We start from the raw sequence: 18078 nt of genomic DNA, 5'->3' as shown, positions 1-18078 counted from the left end.
TGAGGTCGCATCATGCGACAGGACCAGGAGACAGACATATGATTGAGCCACAAGATCGCGCGCGTGCTGCGCTAAGAGCACTGTTCGTGGGTGACGCACTTGCCATGCCGGTACACTGGTATTATCGCCCGGCAGATATTGCGCAACAATTCCCCGGTGGTGTGCGGGACTTCCATGACGCCCCGGCGTTTCACCCGTCTTCCATCATGTCGTTGCATTCCACGCAGCACGGCGGACGCCAGGGTCGTGCAGCAAAATCAGACTCCGCTCGCGATATCGTGGGTGATGTCATACTGAAAGGCAAACGTCAGTTCTGGGATATACCCAATCAGCACTACCATCAGGGCATGCGCGCCGGGGAGAACACGCTTAATGCGCATTGCGCCCGCGCAGTGATGCGCTCCATCATGGCAAACGCAGGGCAGTACGACCCGCGCGTTTATGTAGAGCACTATATCCAACTGTTGACGGCAGAGCCTGCGCAACATCCCGACACTTATGCTGAGTCCTGTCATCGCGGCTTTTTTGCCAATCTGGAACAGGGCAAAGCGCCATTGCACTGTGGCGCAGTCACCCATGACACACCTTCCATTGGTGCTCTGGTCACCATTGCTCCGATCGTGTTTGCCGAACGCCTGCGAGGCCGCTCACTGGAGACGGTGCAGGATCTTTGTCAGCGGCATCTGTTTCTGACGCACCCCGATGCCGGGCTGGCCAGGGTTTGCCGGGCCTACGTAAACCTGCTGGACAGCCTGTTGTTCCGCGACGAATCTGATGATGTGATGTCGCTACTGACGCAAACCGCCCGCCACAGTGCGGGACTGGATCTGCCGGGTTTGCTGGCCCGGACACATGACGACAGTGAGGTACTGGGCCGTAAATACTCCATTGCCTGCTACATTGACGGCGCCTGGCCGGGCATCCTTTATCTGGCTGCCCGCTATCTGAACGATAGCAAACAGGCCCTGATAGCCAATACCAACCTGGGGGGCGACAACGTGCATCGCGGCGCCGTACTGGGCGTAATCACCGCATTGTGTGGGGACTCACCGCCAGTCGATGCGCTGTATGAGCAACTGGTTGATCGCCAGCAAATAAGCGGGGAAATCGAGGGATCGACGGCAACCTGACACTGGTTATTTTGTGACCGCGAGGTTCTGCCCCGCTTCTCCTTGAGGACCGGTAAGTGTATGATCAATAAAACAATCATAAAGTAGCTTGCCCATGGACCTGATAACAAATTATTTCGAAAGCCTGGTGTATGACCACATCAAGCACCAATTGAGGGATACCCCGGCAGCGCATGACGAAGATTACATTGCCGACGTCGCTTGCGTTGCTCTGAACAAACTGCCGGCGCGTTATGTGCGCCATATCGTAGATACCCGTTTCTTCGAATCGGAGGAAGAACACAGGCTGAACGATACTTCCGTTAAGCACGCTGTGACTTACGCAATCGGGTTCCTCGAAAAACGTGCCGGCATCTCGCCTGACGGATCCGCACACTTCAGGTCCGACAAAGGACCCTACGGCATCCCGTAAATGCGCGTCGGCTGAAATGAAACACCTGCTCGACCATTGTCAGACAAGGAGAGTAATTCATGATGCCAAACACAGACAGGCACTCACGATACGCCAATCTTCCGGCCATTCTAGCCGGCCTTGGCGCCCTGCCATTCCTGGTCAGCAGCCTGTTGCTCACGCTGGGGGTGTACAATCTGCCGCTGTTGGGCAGCACCGCAGAAATCCTGCGCAGCTACAGCCTGGCCATCGCAGTGTTCATGTGTGGCATTCATTGGGGGCAGTATCTGCAGGACACGCAGGCCAGAAGCCTTAATCTGTTGATGACCAGCAATGTGCTGACACTGATTCTCTGGTTCGGATTTCTGGTGACCTCGTTTGTGGTCTATTTTGTCATTGTTATCGCCGTGTTCCTGGCCTTGCTCTGGGTCGACTATCGACTGCACAAAGCCGGCAGAATTACCGCGCGCTATTTCCGAATGCGACTCGCAGTGACGGCGGTAGTGTGTGCATCACTGGCCTTGCCGCTCAGTTTTATCTGATCCGCCAATACACGCCTTTTAACCAATCTGTTTAATTTTCGCGATTAATTTCATAGACGCACATATTCACGACGGCTGCGACGTTCAATGATTCAACATCTCCGCAACCGGGGATGCTGAATGCCCGTGCGTTCATCGCATCGAGCTGTTCTGCGGGCACGCCTCTGGCTTCATTTCCAAACACCAGGCAATCAGACTGATGGAAAGTGCCGGATGTCAGCTTTTCTCCCTGCATGTCCAGGCAGCCGATTGCGGCGTATCGTGATGCCAGCGTCGATAGCGGCACGTCAATTTCCACGGGCACATGAAAGATGGCCCCCATACTGGCCCGTACAACTTTGGCGTTGTAGGGGTCCACGCAACCGGGGCTGAGCAGGCAGGCAAAATTGCCGAACCATCCCAGTGTGCGCAGTATGGTGCCAAGGTTGCCCGGGTCCTGGGTTTCAAACAGATAAACGGCGCGCTGCACCGGCGCAGGTTCAGAATGCTGCAACGCCGCTATCGGCACACTGGCAATGATACCCTGCGGTGATTTGGTGTCCGACATCTGCATCATCAGTTTGTCACTGACAACGGTTTTATGCAGCGGTCCGGGCCAGTCCTGATACGAGTCACTGACATATAGCTCACTTTCCAGCAGTGCCGGGTTGGTTTCAGCCGCCTTCTGCAACTCCAGCACGAGATGTTCACCCTCCGCCAGAAAGCAACCGAACTGTTGGCGATATTTTTTCTGATGCAGTTTTTTCAGCTCATCGCTTTTCAGGCGGCTCATGGCTTAGTCCTCTTCGCTGCCGGTCTGTGCATCTGCCAGCATTGCCAGCGCCAACGCCTCAGCCACCTTGATACCGTCGACACCGGCTGACAGAATGCCGCCAGCGTAGCCTGCACCTTCACCGGCCGGGTACAGTCCGCGGGTATTAAGGCTTTGCAGGCTTTGTGGATCGCGGGTGATACGCACGGGAGACGAGGTTCGGGTTTCAATACCTGTTAACACTGCGTCATCACGATCAAAACCACGAATCTGTTTGCCAAATGCCGGCAGGGCTTCACGGATGGCACTGATTGCATACTCAGGTAACGAAGACGCCAGATCTCCCAGTTTAATACCGGGCTGGTAGGACGGCGTAACCTCTCCCAGAGTCGTCGACGCTTGGCCGCGAACAAAATCGCCCACCAACTGACCGGGAGCACAATAGTCGCGACCACCCAGCTCAAAAGCGTGCGCTTCCAGTTGTTCCTGCAACGCCACCCCCGCCAGCGGGTCGCCGGGGAAATCCTGCTCGGGACTGATGCCAACCACGATACCGGCGTTGGCGTTGCGCTCGTTACGTGAATACTGACTCATGCCATTGGTCACCACACGGCCGACTTCGGAGGTCGCAGCGACTACCGTGCCGCCCGGACACATGCAAAAACTGTAGACTGCCCGACCGTTGCTGGCATGATGCACCAGTTTATAGTCAGCCGCGCCCAGTGCGGGATGGCCGGCATATTTCCCCAGGCGTGATTTGTCGATCAGGGATTGCGGATGCTCAATGCGAAAACCAATGGCAAAAGGTTTGGCTTCAACAAACACGCCCCGGGCATGCAACATACGAAAGGTATCACGCGAACTGTGACCCAGGGCCAGCACGACATATCGGGTTTTTATCTCCTCGCCGCCGGCCAGTGTGACACCGCTTACCCGACCGTCTTGTAGAGTGACATCGGATACCCGACTTTCGAACCGGATTTCGCCACCCAGCGCCCTGATCTCTTCCCGCATGGTGGACACCACGCCGGTCAGGCGAAACGTGCCAATATGCGGTTTGCTGACAAACATGATTTCCTCAGGCGCGCCCGCTCTGACGAACTCATGCATGACCTTGCGACCATAGAATTTGGGATCCTTGATCTGACTGTACAATTTGCCATCAGAGAACAGGCCGGCGCCGCCCTCGCCAAACTGTACGTTGGACTCCGGCGTCAGCGTCTTTTTCCGCCACAACGCCCAGGTGTCCTGGGTGCGGTTTCGAACATCCTTGCCGCGCTCCAGCACAATGGGTTTGAATCCCATTTGTGCCAGTATCAGGGCGGCAAACAGACCGCAGGGGCCGAAACCGATGATTACCGGCCTTTCGGTCATGCCAGCCGCCGCCTGCGCTACCGGATAGTAGGCAGTGTCAGGTGCCGGACGAACGTGCTGATCTGGGGCGAAGCGCTGCAACACGCCGGCTTCATCAACCAGGGTAGCGTGAATGATATAAACAAACGTGATTTCACTGTTCTTTTTACGAGCATCGTAGCTGCGCTTGAACACGCTGAACGCCAGCAGTTCATCACCGGCCACCTGCAGCCGCTTCACGATGGCGGCGCGGAGTGCTTCGGGTGGGTGGTCCAACGGCAAGGCTAGTTCAGTCAGGCGAATCATGTTGAGGCCCCGGCCGGTGACTCCGGCAAAAGGTATGGAAGCGCAGCGCGGGCAGTGCCCGGTACTGCTCAATAGGCGACTATGCTATGCTTTCACCCCGAAAAAGTCATCATCAGCATTCCTGGCAGGCACATGGCCCGATCAAAAAGCAGCAAACGCTGGCTGGACGAGCACGTCAACGACCCTTACGTCAAAAAGGCGCAAATAGACGGTTTCCGCTCGCGCGCCAGCTATAAGTTATTGGAAGTAAACAACAAGGACAAGATCATCCGGCCCGGCATGCTGGTATTGGATCTGGGCTCTGCGCCGGGTGGCTGGTCCCAGGTGGCGGCACCCATCGTCGAACCCCAGGGACGCGTCATTGCGTCCGATATCCTGCCCATGGACTCGATCGCGGATGTGGATTTTATACAGGGCGATTTCACTGAACAGGAGGTTTTTGATCAGATTATGGCCGCACTGAATGGTGCCGGGGTCGATCTGGTGATGTCGGATATGGCTCCCAACATCAGCGGCATTGATGCCGCTGACCAGGCGGCGTCCATGTACCTGGTGGAACTGGCGCTGGACATGGCGCGGCAGACCCTGAAACCGGGCGGTAGTTTTCTGGCCAAGGTATTTCACGGTGAAGGCTATGACGATTATGTCAAAGACCTGCGCACCAGCTTTGACAAGGTGGTCACCCGCAAGCCAGACGCCTCACGGGCACGCTCCCGTGAGGTCTATCTGGTCGGCAAGGGTTTCAGATCCTGAAGCAGTTGCGTCAATAGCCGACGGCCGCGCCATCTCCCGCGCGCGAGTCGGCGGCACCATGAAACAGTCCTGTCTCCCGGTCGATGAATATGCCCATCGCTGAGCCCTGATTACCGCGCACCCGCGTCTCATGCCCCTTCGCCTCATACAGGCGAATGGTGTCAGGTGAAAAGGCATTGGCTTCCATACTGGTGACATCTGGCAACCACTGGTGATGCATGCGCCCCGCCTCCACCGCCTGGGCAACATTCAGATCATGATCGATCATGTTCAGGATCACCTGCATGGTGGTATTGATGATGGTACGGCCACCCGGGCTGCCAATTGCCAGCACCGGCTTGCCGTCCCGGGCCACAATGGTTGGTGACATTGATGACAGCATACGCTTTTGCGGCACCACCAGGTTCGGATCGGTACCAACCTGCCCATCCCGATTAGTGACACCCGGCACTGGATTAAAATCACCCATCTCGTTATTGAGCAGATAGCCGCCGCTACCGGCAACAATACGCGAACCGTAGCCGTTCTCCAGAGTATAGGTCAGCGACACCATATTGCCGTCCTGGTCGACCACTGAAAAGTGCGTGGTCTCTTCACTTTCGTAGATATCGGCGAATTCGGCTTCATCGCTGACCGAGGCCTGTGTCATATCAATGGACGCGCGCAGTGAGGCCGCATGTTCCTTGCTGATCAAACGACTGACCGGCATGTCGGGATTAAAATCCGGATCACCCAGAAATTCGGCGCGATCGGCGTAGGTCCGGCGCATGGCCTCGGTCAAAACGTGCAGATAGTCCGCCGAGTTATGCCCCAGAGCGGCCAGATCGAAACCTTCCAGAATATTCAGCATCTCGATAATACCGACACCGCCGGAGCTCGGTGGCGGCATGCTGACGATGTCGTAGCCACGATAAGTTCCGCGCACCGGTTCCCGCTCTACTGGCTGGTACAGTGCCAGGTCTTCCTCGGTAATCAGGCCGCCATTCTCCTGCATGAACGCGGCCAGCATGCGTGCGTTCTCACCTTTGTAAAAACCGTCGCGACCCTGGTGCTGGATTCGCTCCAGTGTGCGCGCCAGATCAGGCTGCACCCAGTTATCGCCCATCTGGTAGGGTTCGCCATTGTTCATGAATACAGCCGCAGACGACGGAAACTGGTCCCAGAATGGTTGATTGCGACTGAAGCCGCTATAGAGTGCGTAGGTAATCGGAATACCGTCGCGCGCCAGCGCTACGGCCGGCGCCACCAGATCTGCCCAGGGCAGGCTGCCGAGGGCCTGATGTGCCTCGTACAGGCCGGCAACTGTGCCCGGTACACCCACGGACAGAAAACCGCGGTGCTGGGCGTTGGTGCTCAAACCGTCGTCGCCCACGTACATACGCTCGCTTGCCGCCAGCGGTGCTTTCTCACGGAAATCAAAGGTTGTGGCGTGGCCATCATCACCGTGATACACCAGAAAACCACCACCACCAATATTGCCTGCCGTAGGCCAGGTAACGGCCAGGGCAAGCGCCGTCGCCACCGCCGCATCAACGGCATTGCCACCGTCCTGCAGAATATCAACACCGACCTGCGAGGCCAGTCGTGAGGCGCTGGTGACTATGCCATTTTCGACACGTAACGGCGTTTTACCGCTCTGTGCTGACAGGGTAATTGGCAGCAGACAGATTAATATCAGCGCCAGGCTGCGGTAAAAAAGGCTGATTCTTGTTGTTGTTTTCATGTCGTGTACTCCGCTACGGTTTTAGCGTTAATTCACCCTATTTGCTGGCAGCTTCTGCCAACAGGCTTTCGATATAAAGGCTTCTGAGTTTTTGTGTCAGTGGCCCCGGCTTGCCATCAGCAATCACCTTGCCATCAATACTGACCACCGGCATGACCAGTGTGGTGGCACTGCTGATGAAGGCTTCATCAGCAGCCAGGGCCTCTTCCAGACTGAAACTGCGTTCGACCAGCGTCACGCTGGCCAGCTCTGCCAGCTCCAGAATCACGCGACGACGGATGCCCGGCAGAATGGCGTTGGACAATGCCCGTGTGATGATGGTTTTATCTTTGATAATGAACGCTGATGACGAAGCACCTTCGGTGACCATGCCGTCTTCCAGCATCCAGGCTTCAAATGCACCTTGCGCTGCTGCCTGTTGTTTTGCCATACATTGGCCCAGCAGATTCAGCGACTTGATATCACGCCGTTGCCAGCGCAGGTCGGGTACCGACACGACCTTGACGCCGGCCAGCGCTGCCGGATTGTCCAGCAGACTCCGCGACGAGGTGTAAGCCATGATGGTGCTCTTGATGTGCGGCGGATAGGCAAAATCACGCTCGGCAATGCCCCGGGTAATCTGTACGTAGACACTGCCTTCTGTGACGCCATTGCGCCGAATCAGTTCACGCAGCATAGCCAGGTAGTCAGCCTCAGTGCAGGGCCAGGCAATTTCCACGGCGCTAAGGCTGTGACGCAGACGCTCAATCGAGTAGTCTTCATCGACCAGCTTGCCCCTCACAATGGGTATCACCTCGTAGACTCCGTCACCGAACAGGAATCCGCGATCAAACACGGAAATGGTGGCGTTTTCCTCTGGCAAATATTCCCCGTTTACAAATACCGTTCTGCTCACAGCACACCTTCCAGATTTTCGACCGCAATATATCAGACATTAAAAAAGGGAGCCGTAGCTCCCTTTCCGTGATGCTGGCTCCAATGGAACCTTCTCTGAGATCAGAGAGGGGTGTCATCAAACCACCAGGAAGTTACTCCCGGCTTTTTTAATTGCACCAACATCCATTGAAACCTTAGCTGAATCACTCGACATTGGATCACCTCCTTTTTATTTCTCAATTGAACATGGCTTGAGAGTAATCTCGAAGTCGCAACAGTGTCAACAAAATAATGTCAGTTTTTTTTCACGCGCCGCAGCAAACCCAAACCCAGCGCCGCCATGGTAATGGCAATCAGCGGATTCAGATAATTGAGAAAGGCATACGGCAGATAATCCAGCACCGGTACGCCCAGTGTTGCCGCATAAAAAGCACCCGCAGTGGTCCATGGAATCAGGCCGGTGCTCATGGTCGCGCCTTCTTCGACTGACCGCGACAACACGGCGTTATCAATGCCTTTTGCCTCGAAGGCAGGACGGAAGAGCTGACTGTTGAGAATAATGGTGATGTAGGCTTCGCCCATACCCATATTGCCGATGATCCCGGCGCCGATGGTGCTGGCGACAAGACTGGCGGTACTTTTAAGACGCGCAATCAGTCCTTGCAACATCGCCTGCAGAAAACCTGCTGCGAACAACATACCACCCAGTGCCAGTGCCATCAGGGATAACAACAGCGTCCAGCTCATACTGAGCATGCCACCCCGGCCCAGCAGCTCATCCAGACTGGTGATGCCGGTAGTGCCCGCCTGATTGCTCCACAAATTATTCAGCACGGTAACCACACTCTGGCCCTGATACAGGATGGCAATCAACACGGCCACTACGACGCTGGCGGTCATGGCAACCTCAGCCGGGAAACGCCGCAAACTGAGGGTCAGCATCACCAGCAACGGCAGCAGGGTAATCCACAGATTCAAACCATAGCTCGACGTCAGCGCCTGCCGGATTTCAGCAATCGCCACCGTTGGCAGCGCGTTATCGGCATAAGCCAGCCCCAGCACCACGAAGACCAGCAGACTGATCACAAACGCAGGCACCGTGGTGTACAACATGGACCCGATATGGCGAAACAGGGAGGTACCCGCGCTCATGGCCGCCAGGTTGGTGGTATCAGACACCGGCGACAGTTTGTCGCCAAAGGTCGCGCCACAGACAATCATGCCAGCCACCATGGGCAGCGGGATCCCCATGGCGCCGCCGATGCCGATCAACACGACACCCAGGGTACCGGCGGTGCCCCAGGACGTCCCCGTAGCTACCGACATCACACTGCACAGCACCAGACCTGCTGCCAGAAACCACGCGGGACTTAGCAGATTCAGACCATAATAAATGAGAGCAGCCACGGTGCCGCTTTGCATGAAAGCAGCAATCACCAGACCTATCAGCAGAAAGATGTAAATGGCTGGCAACGCCCGACTGATGCCGTCGTTCATCATGTCGCGAATCGCCACAAAGTCGTGACCCAGCAACCTGCTGTTGAGGCCGGTCCAGATCAGGCAGGCGAACAACAGAATATGCAGACTGATACCCAACGCAAACAGGCCCAGTGCGATAATCGCCAGATTGCCGGCAAAACACAACGCGCCATGAGCGGCGCTTGGCCGTTTCGCAGTTGCCGGCAGCGTACCCGGTTCAGTTTGCACTTAGAGACGCTTCTACCGCTTTGAAAAAGCCGTCACGATGGCTGGCAAAGCTGGCGCCAGTCGCCTGCGGCCAGGCACCCTGAACCACAATCACCAGGTTTTCCTCCGGGCTCAGGTAGATGCCTTGCCCGAAAATGCCACTGGCGCGGAACGTGCCATCGCCGTTGAGCCACCACAGATAGCCGTAATTGTCGCTGCCGGCCGACGGTTCAGTGGATTCGGCTATCCAGCCCTCAGGCACCAGCCGCGAGCCATCGTGCAGCACGCCGTCATTCATCACCAGTAGCGCCAGCCGCCCCCAGTCCCGCAGCACCGGTGACAGGCAGCAACCACCCAGTTCGCCACCGTAAGGGCCGTGACTGATCCAGGTAGCATCACTCTCCATGCCCCAGGGCTGCCAGATCTTTTGCGTCAGATAGGCGGCCAGGTTGTTGCCGATGGCGGCGCGCACGATGGCCCCTGCCAGATTGGTTTCGCCCGTGTTGTAATTGAAGCGCTCTCCGGGTTCGGCGACACGTGCCTTTTCTCCCATGAATTGCATCAGCGCCAGCATGTCGCTGGGCGAGGTGGCAACATCCGAGGCCGGATCAGCATAGTCTTCATTCCAGTCCGTGCCCGACGCCATTTGCAGCACATTGCGAATGCTGACACCGTCGTAGGCGCTGCCACGCAGTTGCGGCAAATAGTCAGTCACCGGATCGTTAACACTGTTGATATAACCATCGGCAATGGCGGCGCCGGTCAGCAATGAGACCACCGACTTGGTCATGGAGAATGACACCCATTGGGTATCCTCATCGTTGCCAAGGCCATACTGCTCCAGCACGATCTGTCCGTCCTTGAGCACCAACAGGCCACCGACATGGTTGTGCTGCATGTAATCAGCCAACGCGAAGGACTCACCGTTTACCTCGTAGCGCAAAGCCGAGAAATCGCGCTCTGCGCGCGGCAGGGGCATCACCTCTTCCCCTGTCACAACTTGACGCACCGGACTTAGCAGAGCGGTATTACGAAAACCGGCAATTTGCTGATCACCCGACCAGAACAGAATGCTGCCGTCAGTGGGCAGATTCCGGGTATCATTGGCCGGGTCGAGCCAACGGGCCGGACTATCGGTTTGTGCCAGCGCGGATGCCGGTGACAGACACAACAGAATTAACAGGGGCTTTATCAGGTCAGTTGCGGGCATCGCCATCTTCCTCCGGGATTGTTATGGTAGACAGCGTACCGCACCGCTCAGACAAACAACAGCGCCAGCATCGTCACCCAGCGGACATGAATACGAGCCACGCTACGGCCTGCAAGCACCCGAATAACGGAAATCCATGACCACAGCCCTGAACAACAGTCCTGAGCAACATGCCACCGCACTGGCGGCCTTTATCCGCGCCCATGCCCCCGTGCTGCTGCTGACCGGCGCCGGCATCAGCACCGACTCCGGCATTCCGGATTACCGGGACAGCAATGGCAACTGGAAGCGAAAACAACCGGTGCAGCACCAGGAATTCATGCAATGCGCCGCAACACGACAGCGTTACTGGGCGCGCAGCCTGGTGGGTTGGCCAATCATGCAGAAAGCTCAACCCAATCTCGCTCACCGCAAGATAGCCGAACTGGAGAACAAAGGTCTGTTATCGATGATCGTGACGCAGAATGTCGACCGGCTGCATCAGAAGGCGGGTAGCGACGCAGTTATCGATCTGCACGGCCGTGCTGACGAGCTGATATGCATGTCCTGCGGATACAGGGAGGCGCGGGCGCACATGCATGCCCGCTGCGCATCACTTAATCCATCGCTGGACAGCGTTTTTGCCACGGCGGCGCCTGATGGTGATGCAGATCTGGAGATGGATTTTTCGACTTTCGAGGTGCCAGGTTGCCCGCAGTGCGACGGCATCCTCAAACCGGACGTGGTTTTCTTCGGGGACACTGTACCCAGGCCCCGTGTTGACCAGGTCTTTGACGTACTGGCGAACAGCCGGGGCCTGCTGGTGATTGGTTCGTCCCTGATGGTGTTTTCCGGTTTTCGTTTTGCCCGCCAGGCGCACCAGGCCAACACCCCAATTGCGATACTGACGCAGGGGCGAACCCGCGCCGATGACCTTGCCAGCATCAAATTCGATGTGCCGATAGCGCCACTGCTGGCAGCGATCCAGACCTGACCAATTATCACGGTGCCTGCACCGGCTCCGGTGCCAGCTCGCAATTCAGGCACATCACATTCTGCACCGGCTCACCTGCGGCCAGGTCTGTGAGCCAGTCCACAAAGCGGACGCCCTCAACCTCATAGCTGTAGACTTCCGGACGCAGCAGGATGGTGTGCATCGAGCCGCCTGCCACGTAGTAACGAAAATCCGGTATCGCCTCGCCGATTTCATTCAGGTTGGTTTCCAGCAGTGGCAGCAATGACTCGGTGGGCGTACCGCCCAGTGCCAGAAATTGTTTCTGCACATCGTCTTCCGCATTGTCGTATGAAGCAAAGCGAATATCCGGGCGCTGCTGCGCCGCACCGATGTAGAGATGATGAAAACTGAATTCGTCAGCCGAAATAGTACTGACATAATCCATCTCTGCCAGCACCTCATCGGTTGCCCATACATCATAGGGATTGAAATTGGCAAAACCACGATATCCCCCCGAGGCGTCGCCCAACTGCACAACGCTGGAGCGCGGATATTGCTGCGCTATTTCCAGGGCGTAGAACGGCGACGGTATGGATCCGGCACTGGAGCCGGTAACAAAAATCTGTCTTGGCACCAGCACATGGTCAAATGCCCACTGCATGGCTGCAGTCGCATTGGCCAGGCCGCGATGCTGTATGTTCACTTCATGAGATGCATGGCCTTCAATGGCAGGCGCCATGTGGTTCTGTACCGAATCCCCGAGATGGACATCGGCGGAACAGTAAGGCGCATAAACGATCGTGTAATCCGCGAATGGATTTTCCGGATGCTCAAAGGCGAGAATGCCATGGGCATTGGCAGGGTCTGTCGCAGCCAGGTTGACCTGGTAACTGGGTTGCAGGTCGGGGTCACAGTTGGCGCCATCCCAACACGCACCGCCGCCTTCCAGATAGAACATCAGTTTGTCAGGCTCACCCTGCTTAACAAAAAAGCGATATTCCGAGCCATCGCTACAGAGGGTATCGCCGCCGGGTGCAAAGGCATTCCAGCCCGGCTCCAGACCGGAGAAGTCGGCATAGGTCTGCTCTTGTGCATCAACCGCCGGCACATTGACTGCCGTCGGGATGTCGGGAGCAGCCGGCGGCTCGGGCTCGCTGCAGGCGGCCAGCGCCGTCACCGCAATCAGCACCAGGGCGGCAAAACGGGCGCTGGTGCCGACGATAAGTCTGGTCAGAATCGGGAAAAAACCGGTGTTATTGTTGTTCATACGCCTGAACTCTCGATTATCGTGTGTATTAAGGTTGGGCCTGATACATGTTGTAACACATTCCGTAATAACATACGATTCGTCGCAGGGAAAATACACCCCAGCCAGAGGCTCCCCATGATCGATGTTTACAGCTCGGCCACGCCTAACGGTTACAAGGTTACCGTGATGCTGGAAGAGGTTGGCGCGGACTACACCCTGCACCCCGTCAATCTGTCCGCCGGTGACCAGAAAACACCGGCGTTCCTCGCCATGAACCCCAACGGGCGAATACCGGTGATTGTGGATCGCAGTAACAACAATTTCAGCGTATTCGAATCCGGCGCCATCATGATTTATCTCGGGGAAAAGTTCGGCCAGTTATACCCGGCAGACCCCGACACCCGATCCCGTACCCTGCAGTGGCTGATGTTCCAGATGGGCGGGGTCGGTCCGATGATGGGCCAGGCCAATGTATTTTATCGCTATTTTCCGGAAAAAATTCAGCCGGCCATTGATCGTTATCAAAACGAATGCCGACGCCTGTTCGCAGTGCTTGACAGTCGACTTTCAGCGGCCGAATATCTGGCTGGCGAGGAGTATACCATCGCCGACATTGCGAACTGGTGCTGGGTACGCACCCACAACTGGTCGGGCGTCAGCGTCGACGGGCTGCCTCACCTGCAGCGCTGGCTCGACGCGCTTTATGCCCGCCCGGCCTGTCAGCGTGGCATCAGACAACCGGAGCGCAATCGCACGCCAGATGACATCGTCAGGGGCGCACAGAATATTGTTGTGCGCTAGCGCCAGCAAGCTACCAAAACCACCGAAACAGAGAGCCTGATTTATCATGACCCGAATCACCTATATAGAACACGACGGTACAGAACACAGCATCGATGCCAGCAATGGCGACTCCGTGATGGAAGCCGCCATCAAGAACCTGGTACCCGGCATTGATGCCGACTGTGGCGGCGCCTGCTCCTGCGGCACCTGTCACGTGTTTGTAGATGACGCCTGGCTGCAGGCCGTCGGCGAGCCGGGCGAATTCGAAGAGCCCATGCTCGACATCAACCCGGAACGAAGCGCCAACTCGCGACTGTCCTGTCAGATTGATATCAATGACGACCTTGACGGCCTGGTAGTACGCCTGCCTGAGTTCCAGTTCTAGTCGCACTAATTTTCAGTATCATGCCGATCGCGGAGTGCCAACATGTCAGATGTAACAGCTCAGGACACCAAACGTAAGCGCAGTCTGGTTGGTCGCGATCCGTGGACAACGCCACTGGATGAGATCGACCTGGCACACCCGGGCATCTGGCAGGCCAATGAATTCCTGCCCTTCCTGTCAAGGCTGCGCCAGGACGACCCGGTGCACTACTGTGCCGATTCGCCGCTGGGGCCCTACTGGTCAGTGATGAAATACAAAGACATCATGACCATGGAAGCAGCGCCGCATATTTTTTCGTCAGAGCCCACCATCGGCATCGTTGATGTGATTCCTGAATTCACGTTGCCCATGTTCATTGCCATGGACCCGCCCAAACACGAAGAGCAGCGCAAGACAGTTCAGGGCGTCGTGGCACCAGCCAATCTGAAGAACCTGGAGGGACTGATACGGCAGCGTGTTACCACCATCCTGGATGCACTGCCTAAAGACGAAACCTTTAACTGGGTTGAACTGGTATCGCGTGACCTGACCACACAGATGCTGGCAACGTTATTCGATTTCCCGTTTGAGGACCGGCACAAGTTGACCTACTGGTCAGATGTCGCCACTGCCATCCCCGGGGCCGGACTGATCGACAGTTATGAAGAAGGCTTTGAGATCCTGAAAGAATGCCTGGCTTACTTTTCCCGGCTGTGGCAGGAACGTGCCAGCAAGCCGCCGGGGAATGATCTGATATCAATGCTCGCGCATGGCGAGGCCACACGCAACATGCCACCACGGGAGTTTCTGGGCAACCTGATACTGTTGATCGTGGGCGGCAATGACACTACCCGCAATTCAATCAGCGGCGGTGTACTCGCGCTGAATGAAAACCCGCAGGAGTATCAGAAGCTGCGCGACAACCCGGCGCTTATCCCGTCCATGGTGTCAGAGATTATTCGCTGGCAAACGCCGCTGGCCTATATGCGCCGCACGGCAAAAGTGGATATCGAGCTGGGCGGCAAAAACATTCGTGCCGGCGATAAAATACTGATGTGGTATGCCTCCGCCAATCGCGACACCGACGCAATTGAAAATCCCGACGATTTTATTATCGACCGCCCACGCGCACGCCAGCACCTGTCATTCGGTTTTGGTATTCATCGTTGCATGGGCAACCGTCTGGCGGAGATGCAGCTGCGGGTTCTGTGGGAAGAAATCAGCAAGCGTTTTGACAAGGTGGAGGTCGTTGGCGAGCCGGTGCGTATCTACTCCAGCTTTGTCAAAGGCTATACAGACTTGCCAGTGATGATTCGTTCATCTGCCATCAAAAGCGCAGCTGGCTAGCAATCAACTGCCGCGGCAGATTCTGACAGGACACAGGAAAGGTCCGCAGGCAAACTGGCCGGCACTTGCAGCGCCGGCCAGTACCAATCACCTCAAGCCTTGAAGTCTACTTCAGTGGCCACATCAGCGTCATAATCCACGTCACTGCGCTCAAAACCAAAGAGCTTCAGGAACTCATGCTTGTAGCCTGCATAGTCGGTCAACTGGAACAGATTGTCATTATTGACACGCTGCCAGAGATCCTTGCATTCTGACTGCACGTCATCACGCAACTCCTTGTCATCCATTCGCAGTCGTCCGGCGTCGTCCATATCGTATGGCTGTTCATCCTCGCGATAAAGCTGCTCACGGAACAGGCGATTGAGCTGTTCGATAGTGCCTTCATGCAAGCCTTTTTCTTTCATCACCTTGTACACCAGTGCGATATACAAAGGCATCACCGGGATGGCCGCCGATGCCTGCGTGACAACAGATTTGAGCACGGCAACATTGGCACTGCCACCGTATTTTTTCTCCAGCTTGGTGTTGAGTTCGGACGCTGCGCGATCCAGATCTTCCTTGGCTTTACCCAGGGCACCATGCCAGTAAATTGGCCAGGTCATTTCCGTACCGATGTAGCTGAAAGCAACCGTTTTCGCGCCGCCAGCCAGCACGCCGGCCTGGTCCAGCGCCTGCATCCATAGCTCCCAGTCCTCGCCACCCATGACGGTAATGGTGTCGGCAATTTCTTCCTCAGTCGCCGGCTCGACCTCGGCGTGAATGATCTGATCCTTGTTGGTATCAATAGCGGTCGACTGGTACACCTCGCCGATGGGCTTGAGCACAGAGCGCTTGAGTTCGCCGCTATCAGGCAGTTTACGGACCGGCGATGCCAGTGAGTACACCACCAGATCCACTTTGCCCAGATCCTGTTTTATCAGCGCAATAGCCTGCTCACGTACTTCGTTGGAGAAGGCGTCGCCATTAATGGATTTTGCGTATAGCCCATCTTTTTTGGCTTCTTCTTCAAACGCCCATGAGTTGTACCAGCCAGCGGTCCCGGGTTTGGTTTCAGTGGCAGGCTTTTCGAAAAACACGCCAACTGTTGCTGCCTGATATCCAAACGCCGCCGTGATTCGTGCTGCCAGGCCGTACCCGCTGGAGGCGCCAATGACCAATACTTTTTTCGGACCATTACTGTGGACTCCCTGCTGTCGGGTCACCTCAATCTGATCTTTGACGTTGTTGTAGCAACCGGTAGGGTGCGTCGTGGTGCAAATAAATCCGCGGTATTTTGGCTTTATAATCATCTATATCCCTCTAACTCCGCCAATACGGCGATATTTGCTCAGTTGCGCTGGGCGCCACTGGGCTGTCTGTTCGAATTCAGCTACTATTTTACCCCAGGCGCAGCGCCCGTGGACACATCCATGATCATGCGTGCCAGCAGATACAATCTGGGTTCTATCGAGTCCAGCAGCACGTATTCGTCATTGTTGGAGTGGGCACCAAAACCTTGCAGGCCGAAACGTTCAATCACCGGCGCCTCAGTCTGCAGGGCAGCGAATGCCGCATCGGTGCCACCACCTTCGGCCTGATCATTGACCACCAGGGTCATGCCCAGCTCAGCATAAATCTGCTGGCCGTGTGCTGCCAGGGCACGGGATGCATCAGTCGCCTGCAATGGCGGCCGTCGATTCTCAAAACGCAGACTGATCTCGGTATCGGATATCAGCCGGTTGCTCACTCGCTCCTGAATGCGGGATTCCAGCCGCTCAAAGTCTTCCAGTCGCAGCATGCGCACATCCGCTGTCGCGACCGCGTCTGCCGGAATCACATTACGGTTGGTACCCACCTGCGCCAGCGTCCAGTTCACTTTGAAGCCTACGTCGGGTTCCGACAGGTCGTCCAGTTGCAACAACTGGTGCGCCATTTCATACAAAGCGTTGCGGCCCAGCTCAGGAGCGGCGCCGGCGTGTGAGGCACGACCTTTGACTGACATCGTGACCGCACCGATACCGCTGGTGGCCAACGACAGAGAATCGTTGTCAATGCGTGTCGGTTCTGCTGACAGAACCACATCGTGCTCGGCGCCCAACTGCGTCAACATTGTGCGAGAGCCCGGCGAGCTGATTTCCTCATCGCCGTTGATCAGCACTGTCAACGTGCCATAGTCGTCAAAATTCAGTGCCTGCAACATGGCAATGACATGAACGATCAGTGCCACACCCTGTTTGTCGTCAGAGATACCCAACCCGTACGCGCGATTGCCGTCAATACGAAACGGTTGCTGCGCCAGCATACCGCGCAGGTACACGGTATCCATATGTGCAATCAACAGAATTTTTTTGTCACCGGAGCCAGAGAAGCGGGCATGCACCATCGGGCCCAGTTGCTCGGGCGTGTCAAACATGCGATACACATCGTCCCCTGCCTGCAACAACTCGACGTCACCACCCAGCGCACTCAGCTCAGCCGCAATCAGACTCGCGATCTGCCCGAGGCCTTCGCGGTCACCACTGCCTGACTCGACAGACACCAACCTCTCCATGGTCGTTATCATTGGCGACTTCTGCGCAGTGGCGGCATCAAATACGGCGGTGTCCAGTTGCGCGAAAGACACCTGGCTCATCAACAACGTCGAAAATAAAACGGTACTGCGCATCATCACTGTAAACATCGGAAGTCTCCGGCCGGCAAC

General features: G+C 56.5%; 17 protein-coding genes. 8 read left to right on the top strand and 9 right to left on the bottom strand.

Going from position 1 to position 18078, the window contains the following annotated elements; all coding sequences use genetic code 11:
• Positions 1–38 precede the first annotated feature (38 nt).
• The 3 genes from ENH71_RS07405 to ENH71_RS07395 all read left to right on the top strand — a co-directional run bounded on the left by ENH71_RS07405 (position 39) and on the right by ENH71_RS07395 (position 2063).
• Entirely contained in the window at positions 39–1130 is a 1092-nt protein-coding gene (locus ENH71_RS07405) for an ADP-ribosylglycohydrolase family protein (protein WP_294135766.1), read from the top strand.
• Between the two features lie 94 nt (positions 1131–1224).
• Positions 1225–1542 (top strand): late competence development ComFB family protein, encoded by a 318-nt coding sequence (locus ENH71_RS07400; protein WP_294135767.1) that lies wholly within the window; start codon positions 1225–1227, stop codon positions 1540–1542.
• Positions 1543–1601: 59 nt separating this feature from the next.
• Positions 1602–2063: a DUF3429 domain-containing protein gene (locus tag ENH71_RS07395; protein ID WP_294135769.1), complete on the top strand. Its 462-nt coding sequence runs from the start codon at positions 1602–1604 to the stop codon at positions 2061–2063.
• 31 nt (positions 2064–2094) lie between these two features.
• On the opposite strand, the gene ENH71_RS07390 is transcribed toward ENH71_RS07395, so the two are convergent.
• Entirely contained in the window at positions 2095–2826 is a 732-nt protein-coding gene (locus tag ENH71_RS07390) for a TrmH family RNA methyltransferase (RefSeq protein WP_294135816.1), read from the bottom strand.
• 12 nt (positions 2827–2838) lie between these two features.
• The gene (locus tag ENH71_RS07385) at positions 2839–4473 is read right to left on the bottom strand and encodes an NAD(P)/FAD-dependent oxidoreductase (RefSeq protein WP_294135772.1); all 1635 of its coding nucleotides are present in this window, start codon (positions 4471–4473) and stop codon (positions 2839–2841) included.
• A 132-nt stretch (positions 4474–4605) separates the two neighbouring features.
• On the opposite strand from ENH71_RS07385, the gene rlmE reads away from it, so the two are divergent.
• Positions 4606–5226, top strand: coding sequence for a 23S rRNA (uridine(2552)-2'-O)-methyltransferase RlmE (gene rlmE / locus ENH71_RS07380; protein WP_294135773.1), 621 nt, complete (start codon positions 4606–4608; stop codon positions 5224–5226).
• A gap of 10 nt (positions 5227–5236) precedes the next feature.
• Here rlmE and ggt read toward each other — a convergent pair whose 3' ends face one another.
• From ggt to ENH71_RS07360, 4 genes are all read right to left on the bottom strand, one after another.
• Positions 5237–6949, bottom strand: coding sequence for a gamma-glutamyltransferase (gene ggt / locus ENH71_RS07375; RefSeq protein ID WP_294135774.1), 1713 nt, complete (start codon positions 6947–6949; stop codon positions 5237–5239).
• A gap of 37 nt (positions 6950–6986) precedes the next feature.
• Positions 6987–7844: a D-amino-acid transaminase gene (locus ENH71_RS07370; RefSeq protein WP_294135776.1), complete on the bottom strand. Its 858-nt coding sequence runs from the start codon at positions 7842–7844 to the stop codon at positions 6987–6989.
• A gap of 275 nt (positions 7845–8119) precedes the next feature.
• Positions 8120–9532 carry a Na+/H+ antiporter NhaC gene (nhaC, locus tag ENH71_RS07365; protein WP_317622415.1) on the bottom strand — a complete coding sequence of 471 codons (1413 nt, stop codon included), beginning with the start codon at positions 9530–9532 and terminating at the stop codon, positions 8120–8122.
• Positions 9522–10721, bottom strand: coding sequence for a serine hydrolase domain-containing protein (locus tag ENH71_RS07360; RefSeq protein ID WP_294135778.1), 1200 nt, complete (start codon positions 10719–10721; stop codon positions 9522–9524). Before ENH71_RS07360 ends, nhaC begins: the two co-directional genes overlap by 11 nt.
• Positions 10722–10857: 136 nt before the next feature.
• Here ENH71_RS07360 and ENH71_RS07355 point away from each other — a divergent pair, with 136 nt between their 5' ends.
• Positions 10858–11694: an NAD-dependent protein deacetylase gene (locus ENH71_RS07355; RefSeq protein WP_294135782.1), complete on the top strand. Its 837-nt coding sequence runs from the start codon at positions 10858–10860 to the stop codon at positions 11692–11694.
• 7 nt (positions 11695–11701) lie between these two features.
• On the opposite strand, the gene ENH71_RS07350 is transcribed toward ENH71_RS07355, so the two are convergent.
• Entirely contained in the window at positions 11702–12922 is a 1221-nt protein-coding gene (locus ENH71_RS07350) for a pectin acetylesterase-family hydrolase (RefSeq protein WP_294135783.1), read from the bottom strand.
• Positions 12923–13039: 117 nt separating this feature from the next.
• Here ENH71_RS07350 and ENH71_RS07345 point away from each other — a divergent pair, with 117 nt between their 5' ends.
• From ENH71_RS07345 to ENH71_RS07335, 3 genes are read left to right on the top strand one after another with little or no spacing between them, the layout of a single operon-like run.
• Positions 13040–13705, top strand: a complete 666-nt coding sequence (locus tag ENH71_RS07345; protein ID WP_294135784.1) for a glutathione S-transferase family protein — start codon at positions 13040–13042, stop codon at positions 13703–13705.
• A gap of 46 nt (positions 13706–13751) precedes the next feature.
• Positions 13752–14072 carry a 2Fe-2S iron-sulfur cluster-binding protein gene (locus ENH71_RS07340; protein WP_294135786.1) on the top strand — a complete coding sequence of 107 codons (321 nt, stop codon included), beginning with the start codon at positions 13752–13754 and terminating at the stop codon, positions 14070–14072.
• A 42-nt stretch (positions 14073–14114) separates the two neighbouring features.
• The gene (locus ENH71_RS07335) at positions 14115–15398 is read left to right on the top strand and encodes a cytochrome P450 (protein ID WP_294135788.1); all 1284 of its coding nucleotides are present in this window, start codon (positions 14115–14117) and stop codon (positions 15396–15398) included.
• A gap of 92 nt (positions 15399–15490) precedes the next feature.
• Here ENH71_RS07335 and fabV read toward each other — a convergent pair whose 3' ends face one another.
• Together fabV and ENH71_RS07325 are read right to left on the bottom strand one after the other, a co-directional pair.
• The gene (gene fabV, locus ENH71_RS07330; RefSeq protein ID WP_294135790.1) at positions 15491–16687 is read right to left on the bottom strand and encodes an enoyl-ACP reductase FabV; all 1197 of its coding nucleotides are present in this window, start codon (positions 16685–16687) and stop codon (positions 15491–15493) included.
• An 83-nt stretch (positions 16688–16770) separates the two neighbouring features.
• The gene (locus ENH71_RS07325) at positions 16771–18057 is read right to left on the bottom strand and encodes a M20/M25/M40 family metallo-hydrolase (RefSeq protein ID WP_294135795.1); all 1287 of its coding nucleotides are present in this window, start codon (positions 18055–18057) and stop codon (positions 16771–16773) included.
• Between the last annotated feature and the right edge of the window lie 21 nt (positions 18058–18078).

Source organism: Pseudohongiella sp., assembly GCF_011050365.1.
Lineage (GTDB): Bacteria > Pseudomonadota > Gammaproteobacteria > Pseudomonadales > Pseudohongiellaceae > Pseudohongiella.
Note: the sequence above shows the minus strand (reverse complement) of the source record. Positions and strands in the feature narration are given on the sequence as shown.

Bases quoted from the DNA above. Each gene is read 5' to 3' on its own strand.
- ENH71_RS07405 (WP_294135766.1), top strand. From the start codon at position 39: ATGATTGAGCCACAAGATCGCGCGCGTGCTGCGCTAAGAGCACTGTTC.
- ENH71_RS07400 (WP_294135767.1), top strand. From the start codon at position 1,225: ATGGACCTGATAACAAATTATTTCGAAAGCCTGGTGTATGACCACATC.
- ENH71_RS07395 (WP_294135769.1), top strand. From the start codon at position 1,602: ATGATGCCAAACACAGACAGGCACTCACGATACGCCAATCTTCCGGCC.
- ENH71_RS07385 (WP_294135772.1), bottom strand. From the start codon at position 4,473: ATGATTCGCCTGACTGAACTAGCCTTGCCGTTGGACCACCCACCCGAA.
- rlmE (WP_294135773.1), top strand. From the start codon at position 4,606: ATGGCCCGATCAAAAAGCAGCAAACGCTGGCTGGACGAGCACGTCAAC.
- ggt (WP_294135774.1), bottom strand. From the start codon at position 6,949: ATGAAAACAACAACAAGAATCAGCCTTTTTTACCGCAGCCTGGCGCTG.
- ENH71_RS07360 (WP_294135778.1), bottom strand. From the start codon at position 10,721: ATGCCCGCAACTGACCTGATAAAGCCCCTGTTAATTCTGTTGTGTCTG.
- ENH71_RS07355 (WP_294135782.1), top strand. From the start codon at position 10,858: ATGACCACAGCCCTGAACAACAGTCCTGAGCAACATGCCACCGCACTG.
- ENH71_RS07350 (WP_294135783.1), bottom strand. From the start codon at position 12,922: ATGAACAACAATAACACCGGTTTTTTCCCGATTCTGACCAGACTTATC.
- ENH71_RS07345 (WP_294135784.1), top strand. From the start codon at position 13,040: ATGATCGATGTTTACAGCTCGGCCACGCCTAACGGTTACAAGGTTACC.
- ENH71_RS07340 (WP_294135786.1), top strand. From the start codon at position 13,752: ATGACCCGAATCACCTATATAGAACACGACGGTACAGAACACAGCATC.
- ENH71_RS07335 (WP_294135788.1), top strand. From the start codon at position 14,115: ATGTCAGATGTAACAGCTCAGGACACCAAACGTAAGCGCAGTCTGGTT.
- fabV (WP_294135790.1), bottom strand. From the start codon at position 16,687: ATGATTATAAAGCCAAAATACCGCGGATTTATTTGCACCACGACGCAC.
- ENH71_RS07325 (WP_294135795.1), bottom strand. From the start codon at position 18,057: ATGTTTACAGTGATGATGCGCAGTACCGTTTTATTTTCGACGTTGTTG.